Origin of the sequence: Meridianimarinicoccus zhengii, from assembly GCF_003254465.1 — a bacterium.
Taxonomy (GTDB): domain Bacteria; phylum Pseudomonadota; class Alphaproteobacteria; order Rhodobacterales; family Rhodobacteraceae; genus Meridianimarinicoccus; species Meridianimarinicoccus zhengii.
The window spans coordinates 1-13408 of sequence record NZ_QDFI01000102.1; the positions used below are offsets into that span (position 1 = coordinate 1).

General features: G+C 64.5%; 17 protein-coding genes and 1 other annotated feature. Of the genes, 4 read left to right on the top strand and 13 right to left on the bottom strand.

From position 1 onward, the window contains the following. On the top strand, nt 1-1193 hold a 1193-nt coding region (locus DDE13_RS23055; RefSeq protein WP_222626157.1), incomplete at its 5' end, for a hypothetical protein. A 14-nt stretch (nt 1194-1207) separates the two neighbouring features. Here DDE13_RS23055 and DDE13_RS20395 read toward each other — a convergent pair. The 3 genes from DDE13_RS20395 to DDE13_RS23270 form a co-directional block, all read right to left on the bottom strand. Continuing rightward, a complete protein-coding gene (locus tag DDE13_RS20395) occupies nt 1208-2143 on the bottom strand; it encodes an IS110 family transposase (RefSeq protein WP_111406068.1) in 936 nt (311 codons plus the stop codon). A gap of 631 nt (nt 2144-2774) precedes the next feature. Further along, complete coding sequence (locus DDE13_RS20400; RefSeq protein WP_111406069.1) at nt 2775-4115, bottom strand: Fic family protein; 1341 nt, start codon at nt 4113-4115, stop codon at nt 2775-2777. 331 nt (nt 4116-4446) lie between these two features. Continuing rightward, nucleotides 4447-5343, bottom strand: a complete 897-nt coding sequence (locus tag DDE13_RS23270; RefSeq protein WP_111406070.1) for an LON peptidase substrate-binding domain-containing protein — start codon at nt 5341-5343, stop codon at nt 4447-4449. Nucleotides 5344-5502: 159 nt separating this feature from the next. Beyond that, nucleotides 5503-5595 (bottom strand) — a sequence feature (AL1L pseudoknot). Nucleotides 5596-5768: 173 nt separating this feature from the next. Between DDE13_RS23270 and DDE13_RS20410 the strand changes: the two genes are divergently transcribed. Next, nucleotides 5769-6416, top strand: a complete 648-nt coding sequence (locus DDE13_RS20410; protein WP_111406071.1) for a BON domain-containing protein — start codon at nt 5769-5771, stop codon at nt 6414-6416. A 122-nt stretch (nt 6417-6538) separates the two neighbouring features. Continuing rightward, nucleotides 6539-6757, top strand: coding sequence for a hypothetical protein (locus DDE13_RS20415; RefSeq protein ID WP_111406072.1), 219 nt, complete (start codon nt 6539-6541; stop codon nt 6755-6757). Nucleotides 6758-7269: 512 nt separating this feature from the next. Here DDE13_RS20415 and DDE13_RS20425 read toward each other — a convergent pair. From DDE13_RS20425 to DDE13_RS23480, 3 genes are read right to left on the bottom strand one after another with little or no spacing between them, the layout of a single operon-like run. Next, nucleotides 7270-8214 carry a zinc-dependent alcohol dehydrogenase family protein gene (locus tag DDE13_RS20425; RefSeq protein WP_111406074.1) on the bottom strand — a complete coding sequence of 315 codons (945 nt, stop codon included), beginning with the start codon at nt 8212-8214 and terminating at the stop codon, nt 7270-7272. A gap of 31 nt (nt 8215-8245) precedes the next feature. Beyond that, nucleotides 8246-8644 carry a c-type cytochrome gene (locus tag DDE13_RS20430; protein WP_111406075.1) on the bottom strand — a complete coding sequence of 133 codons (399 nt, stop codon included), beginning with the start codon at nt 8642-8644 and terminating at the stop codon, nt 8246-8248. Nucleotides 8645-8673: 29 nt separating this feature from the next. Beyond that, entirely contained in the window at nt 8674-8865 is a 192-nt protein-coding gene (locus DDE13_RS23480) for a hypothetical protein (protein WP_235868797.1), read from the bottom strand. Nucleotides 8866-9311: 446 nt separating this feature from the next. Between DDE13_RS23480 and DDE13_RS20440 the strand changes: the two genes are divergently transcribed. Continuing rightward, entirely contained in the window at nt 9312-10820 is a 1509-nt protein-coding gene (locus DDE13_RS20440) for a Fic family protein (RefSeq protein WP_111406076.1), read from the top strand. A gap of 45 nt (nt 10821-10865) precedes the next feature. Here DDE13_RS20440 and DDE13_RS23065 read toward each other — a convergent pair whose 3' ends face one another. From DDE13_RS23065 to DDE13_RS20465, 7 genes are all read right to left on the bottom strand, one after another. Then, entirely contained in the window at nt 10866-11024 is a 159-nt protein-coding gene (locus DDE13_RS23065; RefSeq protein ID WP_162631128.1) for a hypothetical protein, read from the bottom strand. Next, nucleotides 11021-11155, bottom strand: a complete 135-nt coding sequence (locus DDE13_RS23750) for a 2-oxo acid dehydrogenase subunit E2 (protein ID WP_369333211.1) — start codon at nt 11153-11155, stop codon at nt 11021-11023. Before DDE13_RS23750 ends, DDE13_RS23065 begins: the two co-directional genes overlap by 4 nt. 3 nt (nt 11156-11158) lie before the next feature. Then, complete coding sequence (locus DDE13_RS23755; RefSeq protein ID WP_369333212.1) at nt 11159-11281, bottom strand: hypothetical protein; 123 nt, start codon at nt 11279-11281, stop codon at nt 11159-11161. After that, nucleotides 11224-11526, bottom strand: a complete 303-nt coding sequence (locus DDE13_RS20450) for a hypothetical protein (RefSeq protein ID WP_111406077.1) — start codon at nt 11524-11526, stop codon at nt 11224-11226. The genes DDE13_RS23755 and DDE13_RS20450 overlap by 58 nt, the downstream gene beginning before the upstream one ends. Next, on the bottom strand, nt 11490-11687 hold the full coding sequence (locus tag DDE13_RS23760) for an E3 binding domain-containing protein (protein WP_111406078.1): 198 nt from the start codon (nt 11685-11687) through the stop codon (nt 11490-11492). Before DDE13_RS23760 ends, DDE13_RS20450 begins: the two co-directional genes overlap by 37 nt. Further along, complete coding sequence (locus DDE13_RS20460) at nt 11618-12958, bottom strand: thiamine pyrophosphate-dependent enzyme (protein WP_268951268.1); 1341 nt, start codon at nt 12956-12958, stop codon at nt 11618-11620. Before DDE13_RS20460 ends, DDE13_RS23760 begins: the two co-directional genes overlap by 70 nt. Nucleotides 12959-13174: 216 nt before the next feature. Next, nucleotides 13175-13363: an Hsp20/alpha crystallin family protein gene (locus tag DDE13_RS20465; protein WP_235868798.1), complete on the bottom strand. Its 189-nt coding sequence runs from the start codon at nt 13361-13363 to the stop codon at nt 13175-13177. Nucleotides 13364-13408: the final 45 nt, after the last annotated feature.

The window sequence follows — 13408 nt, forward strand, 5'->3', positions numbered from 1 at the left end:
GCGGTGCCGGCGGTGGTGGCGGCGGCGGCGATAGCCGCAGGGGCGGCAACGGCGGAGCCGGTGGAGATGGCGGAGCGGGCGGCACGGGAGGGGCAGGCGGCGCCAGCGGTGCCGGTGGCGGCGCGCTCGAGATCTACGCCGATGGACGGGTCCTGCTGGAAGGATTCAGCAGCTACAGCGTGAACGGAAGCAATGGCGAAGCCGGCGCAGCCGGCATACGCGGCGAAGGAGGTTCCTTCGGGCGGGGCGGCGATTTCGGAGGATTCGGAATCGGGAGCGGCGGACGCGGCGGCTCCGGAGGACGCGGCGGCGACGGCGGCGACGGGGGCGATGGCGGCGCCGGCGGAGGTGGCGCGGGCGGCACGGTCAAGTTCTTCGGATCGGTCGTCGAAACCACGAGCGAAACCATTCCGGTGTTCGGCGGGTCCCTCACGGCCCGGCCGATCGTCGCCGCCGAAGGCGGTCGATCCCCGAATCCTGCTTCGGCTGGGGAAAACGGTCGGCTGGTGATCGGAAGCAATACCGACGGCACGGCAGAGTTCGAGGCAAACCCGATCTTCGGACCGATGCCGCGCACCGAGCTCTTCGCGGGGCGCCGGGCGGAGAACCCGCATGTCAAGGGCACGCCCGAGACGCCGTTCATCCCCGACCTGCAGAGCGGCGCCGAGCTGTTCGGCCTGCTGGAGGGGGTCGCCCCCGACGACGCGGTCTTCGGCTCGCTGGCGAGCGACGGGCCCGCGGGCAGCCTCGCCGCGATCACCCGCCTCGATATCGGGCCGGGGCCGACCTATGACGACGATTTCACCGCCTTCGACATGGTGCTGATGATGAACCTCACCGACGCGGAGCTGGCCGATCCGCTGCTCGGCATCGACCCGGGCGGAGCGGACGCATCCTACCTCGCGCCGCTGCGGCAGGGCGGCGCGGCGCGCGGGTTCCTCACCTCGGACAACGACGAGCGGATATCGGCGCTCGGTGTTGGCGCGATCTACGCGACGCTGGTGCCGGAGGGAGAAGCCCTGGTCAACGCGTCGGTCGAGGGGCTGGGAGGCGGCGGCTTTCTGGACAATGGCGAGACGGTCTATATCTCCGAGGCCGCTCCCGCGCCAATCCCGCTGCCTGCGCCCGTCTTCGCGCTGACCGCGGCCCTGGTCGGCCTCGGCGCGCTGCGCCGCCTCGCGACCCGGGACTAGAGTATCCGTCTTGATCAAGCCGACTTCGGCGTCCATTCGCGGTCTTGCTGGACGAGTGCGTTGGCCAACTCGATGAGCTTTCTCATGAGGGCGGTCAACGCGACCTTTGCAGGCTTTCCGGCTTGTATCATGGCTTGGTATTTCTGGCGCAGGTCCGGATTGTGGCGGGCCGCGACAAGCGCGGGCATGTAGAGCGCGTCGCGCAGGAACTTGCGTCCGCCCTGGATGAACGCGCGGCCCTGCCATTGGCCTGATTGCCGTGTCATCGGGGCGAGGCCTGCGAGGCTGGCGATCTGCTTTCGGTTCATGGTGCCGATCTCCGGGCACTCGACGAGGATCGCGACCGCGGTGACCCTGCCCAGCCCCGGGACCGAGCACAGAATGTCGACGGCGCGTGCGCGCCTCTCGCACTGGCGGGCAAGGTCCAGCATTGCGTCTTCCAGCGCGGCAAGTTGGCGCTTGATCTGCTCGAGCCGGGCCTTGGACTGGCGCTTGAGCAGGGCCAGGGACTGTGTTTTCGAGCGGTTCAGCAGTCGCGTGCGCTCCTTGACCAGCGCCATGCGGGCGACCTGCAACTCCTTGAGCGCGCAGTGATCTTCACCTTCCGGCGCATCCGGCGCAAGATCGAGCGCCGCCCCCATGGCGGCCAGAATTCGCGCATCGACGGGGTCGGTCTTGGCCCTTGTGCCGCGTGCCTGCGCAAAGCGGCGCGCCTGCAGCGGGTTGACCTTCACCAGCGGCAGAGCGCCGGCACAGCTGCGCTCGAGCGCGGCGTGGTAGGCGCCGGTCGCTTCATAGACCACCAGGTCCGGCGTTTCCGCCCCGATCCAGCGGCGGAGCGCACGCAGACCAGCCGGCGAATTGGCGAATTGCGCTGCGGTGCCGGTGCTCAGGCGATGCGCATCAAGCGTGTCTTTCGAGATGTCTATTCCGATGGTATCCTTGCTCATCTTCGCGTGTCCTATGCTTGTCGTAGAGGGCTTTGTGCCGCTCTGTATCCGTTCAGGCCCCGGGCGAAGACGATGGCTGATCACACTCTAAAACGGTCCGTCACGACCAAGCCTGTGACGATCCAGCCACCGCCAGCGCGCGCCATGAATGGCGTGGCGCGCGCTGGCCCTTTCTTCGCACAAGAGCCGAGATCAGCATAAGACAAGCCTGTCGCTGCTGATCGGCTTCGGGATTTCCTCGGCTCGCTTCTCGTGAGTCCCTGCTGCTGAGGCAGATGCAGGGGATCAGTGGGCAGACTGTGCATCGGCTTTGAAGGGGATCCCCGCCATCCTCGGTGTAAGCATACGAAAATGTTGCACAAACCACTCCGTGCGCGGGGTCCCAATCGGCGCCGGTAGGGAACCCACGACTATCTCGAACATGCCGCGCCTACAGATGCTTATACCGAGAATGGCGGGGGTCCCCTTCAAAGTAAGCGCCCGATTTCTACCGCAGCGGCTGGTCCTTGACGCGAGCGATGATGTCGGGTTCGGCGACGAAGTCTTCGAGGAAGCTGTGCCACTCTTCGACGGATACGCGGTGTGGTAGGACATGAGACGCGTGCTTAACCAGCTGGGAAATGCCGCCAGGTTATGATTCTTGAGAATCAGGCGGTACTTCTCTGTTTTTCGCATTGCGCAGAACAATATCTTCCTCTGTGACACCGTAGAGAAAAGCCGAGATAGGAGACGCCCGGCGGCTTGTGTCGATCAATATTGCCACCATCATGTCGCGATCCTGGTCATCGAGACGCTGGAAATCGCGCAGGACAAGATTCAAGATGCCGTTATCCGGCACGCGGTCGCGGAAGATGGTCCCGAGCGCCTTGGTTATGCCGGCGCGCTCGCGCAACTCCAGAGCATGGGGTATGCGTTGGACCGTGATGGATCTGATGTAATCCGCAGCAGTCGTCTCGTAGGATTGCACTATCGCATCAGCCAGAACCCCGGTCGAGCCAACCTCATAGAAGTCGATCAAGCCGAGAATATAGGGTGTCTTGTCGACCCCGATAAAGGACAGCGGCGGCAGGCCCGCGCGCAGAAGCGGTTCGTTGGACAGAAGTCGCCCCATGCGCTTGTTCCCGTCCCCGAAGGCTTGCAGATACGAGACACCCGCCAGCAGAACGAAGGTCGCCTCGAAGGGCTCCTTGATCTCGGAGGCTTTGGCAAGGAGATCGCTCAAACCACTTACGAGCAGGGCGTGATCCGAGGATGGGCGAAAGCTTGTTGCCGTAATCTGGACCGAAGTGCGACGGATCGCCCCAAGATCACTGGCATCCATCAGGTCTCGCATCATCAGCACATGCCGACGCTGCACCTCGTGGGCGTCGGGGAACTGCCCGTCGAGCCCGTCGAGCATTGCAGAAATGGCGGCCTTATGATTCAGGATCATGGCCGTTTCCATCCGGTCCCGTCCGGACGCGCTTTCGCCGTATTTGATCAGCACCTCGGTCGAGAGGTGATCATAGGTATTTCCTTCCAGATTGGACGAGGCCCAGGCCAGATCGACAAGGAAGCGCTCCGCGATGGCTTTGCTGTATGTAGAGGCGTCGAGCTTTTGGCCGCCCCCCGCATCCACGGCCGCGCGCATTCGCGCCGCCGCAGGCTCGGGCAGCCACCGGCTCTGGTTCGGGACATAGCCTCCGATCCGACCAGGATCGTAGGGCAGCGGTGTGCGCCGACGTGGATCGGTCGCAACGCGTCGCGCGTCTGCTGTGAGACTGAACCTTGCCCCTTTGGTCTCACCCTCCTTGATCAGGATCTGCTTCGCGATCAAGCTGGACATGATACGGGACATGCTGGCCTGGCTTGGTGCCTTTGTCATTTTTGACATGAGGTCGCGCTGGCTCACGGGCCCTGTGAACCGAAGCATGGCCTCAACAACCGCCTTCTCCTTGGCGGAGAGATTTCTGATTTCCAGGATCGCGCTCATGGCCGCCTCGATTTATTCATTATTTATCCATATGCCGCCGAAGCGGTGACAGGTCAAGCGTGATGGATGAATGGCTATGCCTAACATATTGAAGTAAAGAGAGTATTTTTCAGCGATGCACGAGTGAATGAATACTGGATAAATCCACTCTCTTCGAACACCGTGGCGGGTAAGCGTTTACGTTCAGTTCGCTGATCATCGCGATCCTACGTTCACCCTGGCCACCGGACAACATTGGCCTTGAGCGCTCTCGGCGAAGACCAAACCTAGAGAATCGCGCAAAATAATGCAGGATGGAGGAAAAGCTGAGCGGGCTCAGCTGCTTACTATTTCAGCTGCTTTTTCTCGTGGATAAGCGGGAGCGGGCCCGAGCGCCGGATAGCCCTTCTTGGGCGCCCCGGTCGGGGGCGCCGGTGTGCGACCTGCCGAACACGCATCGAGCCATGAGACCCGGACCGGCCACCCGATCCCTCGGCGACGGGCGTGATCGCATACCAGCTCTCGGGATCGGTGTAGCGACACCTCCGGCCGGTCGATACGTGAGGTGATAGCGCCGGCCGGCATGTCCGGGCTCGCTCACGATCCCAGCGTTATGGCCGCCGCTCGTCAGCAGGAAGGTCACGTCGAGCTCGTCGAAGAGCGTAATCTTTTGAACGGACCACCACGGCGCGACGTGATCGCGCTCGGTCGCCACAACGAAGATCGGCACCCGTATGTCACCAAGGGCGACGGGATGCCCGTCGACCTCGTAGCGTCCTTCGAGCAGGTCGTTCGACAGGACCAGGCGGCGCAGATAGAGGAAGCGCGTCTCCGTCTCCGGCCGCCGGTCCGGCGGCGCCGCAATGGAAATGACCCGGCCAATCGGGAACGGCGAGTTGCGCAACAGGTCGATCAGGCGGAAGCGGCCGGTGCCACGGCAGATCAGCTGGCCGTCGCTGTCGGGCGCCCGCATGTAGCGGAGCATCACCTCTGCGGAACAGCCGATGCGGAACAGGCCATCAAGCTCCGCACGTTTCTCTGCGGGATCGCGCTGCAGGACGATGCCGATCAGGCGGTCCTGCCGGACGACCTCCTCGACCGCGGCGTGCGGTGGCGCCCGGCCCACCGCGAGCAGGAAGACGATGTCGAGGAATGGCACGAAGTCGCACACGGGCAGGACGATTAGGCCATCCTCGGGAATGGGCACCGGGGCGGCCGCGGGATCGGTCGTGGTGGCCTTGTCTGTCATCCCGGGTCCCCAGTGGGTTTTCGCAGCCGGATCACGAGGTGACCCTGGTCCGCGTTATGTCTGCTCAGGCGGCAGTCGGGCGGGATGCCGACCCGGCGCGCGAGCGGCCCCCACGGCAACTCCACCCGCAGAATGCCCGCGGACTTCTGCTCCCGCGGTCGGCGCCTCGACCCCGTGTTCCCCTCGATGGTCGTCGATGAACCTGACCCTCAGTTCGAACGGCGGTCGAGCTCCGCCATCGCAAAATACGCTAATGCGTTACGAAGGATCTCGTTTGCCTGGCTGGCTGGTCCGGCACGAGGTTAGCAGTATGGACGCCGTGGCATCGGACCGACAAGAGGCTGAGACGGAGCCCTTGCGCACCGTCAATGCCTCGCGTGCGATCTGCACCATACTCGGCCTTACTCGCATCAATGGAGGAAGCGATGGGCGACAAGCAACTTCGACTGGACATCATCGAAGAACTGGATTTCGATCCGAGCATCGATGCTACGGATATTGGCGTTGCCGTTGATCAAGGTGTCGTGACCCTCACCGGTCACATCCGGAGCTACAGCGACAAGATCACGGTGATCGACATCGTGGAGGACGTGATTGGCGTGCGCGCGATTGCCGACGAGATTGAGGTGCGACCCGTCGGTGCCCATATCACTGCTGACGACGAAATAGCGAAAAGGGTCGTCAACAACCTGAAGTGGAACACGTCGGTTCCCGAGGACAAGATCCATGTCACCGTATCCAAGGGGCGTGTCACCCTCGAGGGCGAGGTGGAATGGCGCTACCAGGCCGATGCAGCCGAGCGCGCCATCGAGCGGCTGACGGGGGTGACCGGGGTCAACAACCATCTGCGCGTCAAGCCGTCGGTGAAGGCGGGCGATGTCACCGACCGGATCAAGAAGGCGCTGCTGCGCGACGCAGAACTGGATGCATCGGGCATCCGGGTGGTTGTCCATGACGGGACCGTCACGCTTGAGGGTAAGGTCCGCTACCTGGGTGAGCGACGGAGCGCGGAGCGTGCCGCGTGGGCCGCGCCCGGCGTAACGAGTGTGGTCGATCACCTCGCAGTGCAGTGACAAGATGCATTTCGCCGGCGCCGTATACGTCGCCGGCGTGAGCGAGCGGCGGGCCTGAAATTCTGTAGTGCGGTGGGTGGCGGTCTCTTTGTGCCCTCGAAGCTTGCCATTGTGGGATACGCATGACGCGCAGCAGACCGGATGACGATCTGGACGATCCATCGCTTGACGAGAACCGGCGCCGAAGGGTCGCAGAGACGCTGGGCCCGTTGCCGCGTGCAGCGCTTTCGGCTCTTGTCGACTACGGTCTGACCGACGAGGATATCGCGGGCTACCATGGTCTTCCGCGGGACCTTGTGGCAGAGCTTCGCGCGATTTGGCATATTTCACCAGCGCCCTGAAGGCTTGCGCCAGCGTTCCGTACGCCGGCGCAAGGGTACCGGCCCGCGCGCTCCCGCCGGAGTCCGGCGCGCTGCCTGGGGCGGTCCCGCCGAGTTCGCACACGGAGCGGAAGGCTGGGCCGGCGGCAGCTATGCGTCTGGCCCCGGCTGCCTATGGACTGGAGCGGCAGGCGGAGGTCTGCCGCGAGATGGTCGCGCGTGCCGGGACAATCCTTGCCGTGGGCCACTCGGTGGAGGTCCGCGCGACCATCGTCCGCCCGATGCTTACGGCGACGGTCGGAGGGTGCAGCCGGGACGCAGTCGATCCGGGGTCTCTGTCTGGGAGCCCCTGCGCCGGTTCTGGCCGAGCGCCTGCAGGCCCAACAGATTGCGACGCCGCCGACGCCGACCTGGCCGCGCTGAGGCGCCAACGCGCGAAATGGCTTGGCCCGATCATCTCGTCCTTGGTCGACGCAGAAGCGGAGTCCGCAACCATCCTCTCGGCAGCCAGGGAAGCCCCGGGCGGCCGAAAGTTAAGGCACTAGCACAGCCGCGCCGGTCAGCGTGCCGGAGCGAAGGTCGGCGAGCGCGCGGTTCGCGTCCGCCAGCCCGTAAGCCTTTGTCTCCGTCCTGATCCCCGCCTCGAACGCCAGCGGCAGGAACTCTTCGCCGTCCCGGCGAGTGAGGTTTGCGACCGACCGTATGACTTTCTCGTGCCAAAGATCGACATAGGGGAAGCCGGGAATGTCGCTCATGTGGATGCCTCCCGAGACGACGCTGCCGCCCTTGCGCACCACCTTCAGCGCTGCGTCAAGCGGCGCGGGCGGCGCCTCGTCCGACCCGCCGGCCCAGACCGCGCCAAGGCGCAGGGCGAAGGCCTGTGCGGTCGCGTCGCCGGGCCTGGTGAAGGCATGCACCTCCTTGCCCTTCCGAACGCAGAGCTGGCACAGGATGTGGGCCGCGGCGCCAAAGCCGAAAAACCCGACCCGATCGGCGGGCCCGGCGAGCGTCAGCGTGCGGTAGCCGATCAGACCGGCGCAGAGGAGCGGTGCCAGCGCCACGGGATCGGCCGTGTCGGACATTGGAAAGACGTAGCCCGCATCGGCGACGCAGAACTCCGCATAGCCGCCGTTACGGGTGAAGCCGGTGAACTCGGGCGCATCGCAGAGGTTCTCGCGATGGGCGCGGCAATGCGGACAGGTCCCACATGTGCGGCCGAGCCACGGCACGCCGACCCGCTGACCTACCGCCAGCCCCTCGACCCAGGGGCCGAGCGCATCCACCCGCCCCACGACCTCGTGCCCGGGCACCAGGGGCAGGGCAGGATCGACAAGCTCGCCGTCGAGGATGTGCAGATCGGTCCTGCAGACGCCGCAAGCCTCGACCCGCAGCCGCACCTCGCCCGGCCCCGGCTCCGGAAGGGGCAGGTCACGGGCGACGAGCCCGTCGCCCGGCTTTTCCAGCACCATGGCGCGCATGGGCCTGGCTTCCCCCCGGCTACTCCGCTGCCTAATCCTGTATCGACTCCAGGTAGGTGGCGAGCGACAGGATACGGCCGCGCACGATCACCTCGGCGCCGTAAGGACCGCCCTCGTCGACCTCCGCTTCCTTGAAGCGGGCGCCCCAAACCGGCATCATAGTGCCATGGGGGCCAAGGCCCGAGCGCCCGTCGATCACGTGGATGACCTCCAGAAGCGGAAATACCCCGTCGTTCTGCGCCGACAGCGTCGTCAGGGACGGCGTGTCAACGTTCAGGTAGCGGGCAATCTCGCCGTCGCCCATTCCGCTCTCGCCATGGCAGGACGCACAGTAGTTCATGTATTCCTGCCGGCCGGTCTCGTCGGCCGCCGCGGCCGAGGCCGCGAGGCAGAGCGCGGCGGGCAGGGACTGCATTGTGCGTGAGGACATCGGTCAAGTTCCTTTCGTTGCGCCACTTTCTACAGCTTGCACGGCATCCGGCCTGCGGCGCATTGACGATCGTCAACGCAAGCTTCGGCCGCCGTTCGCCCCACCCGATCCACGAGGTAGGCTTCGGCCAGCGCCACAGTGGCGATCTGGGGATAGTCGGCCTCGGGGATGTCAACGTCCAGCCGCTCGTGCAACGTGGTGACGAGGTTCGGGAAGTCCATGGAATCGAGCTCGAGATCGTCCTGCCCCCTTATCCACGAGAAAAAGCAGCCAATAGGGCAATAATTTGATAAGAATTGATTTTTCTAAGATTTTTTCATATTTCGCGCTGTGCCCGAGGCTTCTTCTTCGCTGAACCCGTTCGGAGCCAAGATTGTCGGTTGGCGATACGCGTGGAGGGACTTGATGACCACCGGGCGCAAGTCGATCCTAGAGATCATGAATCCCATGCCTGGAGAGGTTGGCCCACCCGTTTGTCCGGGCGACCGGAGCAGAGACGCCTGCGATCGTCCGGCGGCGGTGGAAGGAGTGAAGAAATCCGAAGTCGCAGCGCCAATAGTGAATAAAATCTACAGACGGTGAAGGTTGTCGACGCGGGTGATCTTGCCAGTTGAGTGAGATAAACCTAAGTAATATCCCAAAAGGTGAAGGTTTTCGAGGCCCGGTGATGAATTTCTACGGACGTAAGCTTCCTGGACCGGGTCGGATTGCAGGATATGGCTGGCTGGTCAGTGAGCTCGGGCTGCGCGTGCCCCTGCCGCGCCGCCTGTCTCTTGTATCCGATCACCACGAACGTCGATCCGAGCCGGAATGGGAGGTATTCCGATCAGAGCAATGGCCGGGTGAGGCTGTGTTCGATCACCTGATGTTTGCCATCAAGAACGAAGGCATCGATCTGCAGGTCTTGCATGAGGTCACCAAAGTTGCGGACCCGTCTGAAATCTCCCGGGCCTTGGCGGGAGCAACCGGACTCTTTGCGCGTCGGCTTTGGTTCTTCTGGGAATGGCTGACGAACGAGAGACTGGACCTGCCCGATCTGGGGAAGGTGAAGTATGAGCCCGCGCTCGATCCGGACAACTATTTCGCCATAAAACCCGGAGATCGATCGGCGCGCCACAAGATCATCGACAACCTGCCCGGAACCCCGGCTTTTTGTCCGCTTGTGCAGAGATCCTCGAGGCTCGATCAGCTGATAGCGCGGCAATTGCCGGCTCGGGCAAGGGAGGTCACCGAAAAGGCACCGCAGCATATCGTGTCGCGCGCCGCGGCCTTCCTGCTGCTGGACGATTCCAAAGCCTCCTTTGCGATCGAGCAGGAGAGGCCCGGTCCCCAGCGTGCCGCTCGCTGGGCGCGTGCGATCGGCGAGGCGGGAAGCCACCAGCTATCCCAAAGCGAGCTTGAGCGCTTACAACAAGTTGTCTTGCAAGATGCGCGCTTCGTGAAGATGGGTGTTCGCAAGGAGGGCGGATTTATCGGAGGCCATACCCGCGACGGAAAGACCCCGGAGCCGGTGCATATCAGCGCCCGGCATGAGGATCTGGCAGACCTTCTGAAGGGAATTGCACTCTATGAGGCGCGGGCTCTCGAGGGCGGCGTTGATCCGATGGTAGTCGCGGCCGCGCTGTCGTTCGGCTTTGTCTACATCCATCCCTTCGAGGATGGGAACGGTCGTCTCCATCGGTATCTCCTGCACCATGTCCTGGCTCGTGGCGGGTTCAATCCAGCGGGTCTGGTCTTCCCGATCAGCGTCGTGGTCCACCGGCGCATCGAGGAATACAGCGAGGTTCTGAAGTCCGTGTCGGGGCCGATGATGGAGTTCATCGACTGGAGGCCAACAGCCGAGGGCAATGTGGAAGTCCTGTCGGACACTGCGGTGCTTTACCGCTTCTTCGACAGCACCATGCATGCCGAATTCGTCGCCGACTGCGTCAGGGAAACGGTAGAACAGGATCTCCCCAAGGAAATCGACTACATCGAACGCTATGACCGGTTCAAATCCAGCGTCGACGAGATACTGGATATGCCGGCGCGCAAGGTGGATCTGCTGCGAGGGTTTCTGGAACAGGGCAATGGCAAACTATCCAGCCGTGCGTTGCGCAAGGAATTCTCGGCCCTGACCGAGAAAGAAGTCGCCCTGATCGAGGAGGCCTATGAGGCAGCCAGGTCTCCCGATTGAATTCCTCCAGCTCAAGAGCAGACGATCGAAGCCCGCACGGACGGACTACGAACTCGGCACTTTGTCCAAGATCATCTGCTTTTTCTGGTGGATAAGCGGGTCGTCCTGCAAGTGGTCGTGGTCGCCGATGTTGTCCGCCGACAGGTCGGGCGCGACCTTGAGCAGTTGCTCAACATTGATGGCGCGGATGTCGTTTCTGGTCATTGGGTTCCCGGTGATCCCATGAGGGTTTCGAAGACGGCGACGAAGTGGGTCGCTTTCCGGCCGTCGGCGACCCGATGATCGGCCGACAGGGTGAGGGTGACGATGGTCCGGGGCACGACAGTGCATTCCACGACTCAGGGTCGGACCTGCGGCGTGCCCAGGCCCACGAGCGCCACTTGCGGGGGAAAGATCACCCCGGTCATCGCCTCCGCGCCGCCGTCGCTGCCGCACATGGGGTGCAGGCGGTGAACGGCCATGGCACCAACGGCGCGTTCAGGCCGGCGCACGGGGTCAATGCCGGCGGCGCGGTGGCCCTGCGCGGCTGCGGCGCGGACGAAAAGCGCGCCGAGAAGCAGGCGCTCCCTGCGCGGGGGGTCTGAACTACTTCGGCCAGCCAGTCGAGCGCGGGCTGCACGTCGATCGTCTGCGAGAGGTGGAAATGCGAGGGCGTCTGCTTGGCCCGGGTCATCGCGGGGGCGATGACGTGGCGCATCTCGTCCATCGGTGTGATCGTGCGTCGCGGCGGTGCGGCGGTGCGGCGGTGCGATAAGGCTCCGCAGCGCCGGGCGCGGCGGCGGCCTCGAAATCCGCGATCAGGATCGCGCTACCGGGCCCGGTGCCGCCGACCGAGCCCAGGTCCACGCCCAGTTCGCGCGCCCGCACCCGCGCGGCGGGCGAGACCTTGGTGTCGGCGCGGTACGCAGAGCGGGTCCCGGGCGTGCCGCCGGCGCTGCGTCCGAGGGCTCCGGGGAAGGTACCAACTCGGCAAGCGCGCCCGCCGAGGCCGCAGCGGGCTCGTTTACCGCTGCCGGACCTGCAGGCGAAGCTGCGGCGGCGGGCTTGGGCACCCTTGCGGCGGCCGCCGGCTCTGGTTCCGCGCCCGCCGGCGCAGCCGGTTCTTGCGAGGCCTCGGGTGTTGCTTCTCCCGGCGCGAGGATAAGGGCCAACGGCGCGCCCACGGTCAGCCGCGCCCCGAGGTCAGCCCGCAGATCCTGCACGATGCCGTCCTCGAAGCACTCGATCTCGATCGCGCCCTTCTGCGTCTCGACCACCGCCACGACGTCGCCGCGCTGGCCCTCCATGACCGCCTCGCGGTAAGTGGCTCCACCGTCGTCCGAGGGGCAGGCACGCCCGGCGGCCCGGGCTGGGGGCCCGAGGACGTGGTGGGTCAGGCGCTCCACGGGCTCCCAGGTGCCCACCTCGGCGAAGACCACTGCATCCGCGATCTCGGCATCGACCCGTCGGGTGATCTCGACCACGTCCTCGTAGTGTATCGGGTGGTTTTCGAGCAGCCAACCCAGGAAGTGGACGACGGGGCCGCGGGTGCGCCAATCCTCGATCTCGGCCTTGTCGCGGTAGAGCTGGGCGTCGAATATGGAATGGGCCCGAAAGCGGTAGGTCCGGCAATCGAGAAAGACGGGCTTGCCGTTCGTCCTGATATCGCGCAGGGCCTCGCGCGTCGCGGCCTCGACCGCGACCACATCCATGCCGTCGATCTGCTGCGCGGCAATGCCGTAATCCGCGGCCTTCTGGTATATGTCGGTGGTAGACTCCGTCCGGGCCAGCGCCGATCCCATGGCGTCGCCGTTGTTCTCGCTCACGAACGGGACGGGCAGTAACCAAAGGGCGGCAAGATTCATCGTCTCGTGGAACTCGCCCTCCGCCACCGCGCCCTTTCCGAAGAAACAGGCGGTGACGGCGTAGGTGCCCTGCATCCGGTCAGCATGCGCCAGCCCAACAGTAAACGGAAGCCCGCCGCCCACGATAGCGTTGCCACTGTAGAAGTTCGTGACCGCGTCGAAAAGGTGCATAGAGCCGCCACGCCCGCCGGAACAGCCCTCCGCCTTACCGTACATCTCCGCAAGGATCGTCGTCATGGGCACGCCGCGGGCCAGCGCGTGGCCACTGCGCTGGCCGTTCCGACACCACCGCAATACTCACAATCGCCTCCTCCACCGTATCAATTATCGGCGCGATGGTGGGAATGCCGCGCACATCCGGTTGTGGAAGCAAAGTCTGCGCCGAGGCGGGCACGGCGGGAAGGGCCACGACCACGACGACGATCAAGGCGAGAAATCGAGACATGGTGTCCTCTGTCAGACAGGGCATCGGCCCGCAGCGGGCGCCGCGGGCTGAATTGGGTCCAAGACTCAGCCGTTCTTCACCTCGATGCGCTTGACCCTCGCCTGCGCCTCGGGAGTCTGTGGCAGCCTGATCGTCAGCACGCCGTTCTTGAAACCGGCTTCGGCCTTTTCGCCGTCGACACCCGGAGGCAGCGGAATGGCCCGGTAAATCGCACCGTAGCTGCGCTCAGAAAGGTAGTAGTTCGCCCTGAACAATTCCTAACCTACTGATTCTCAGCGCAGATCACGCTGGAGCGCTGG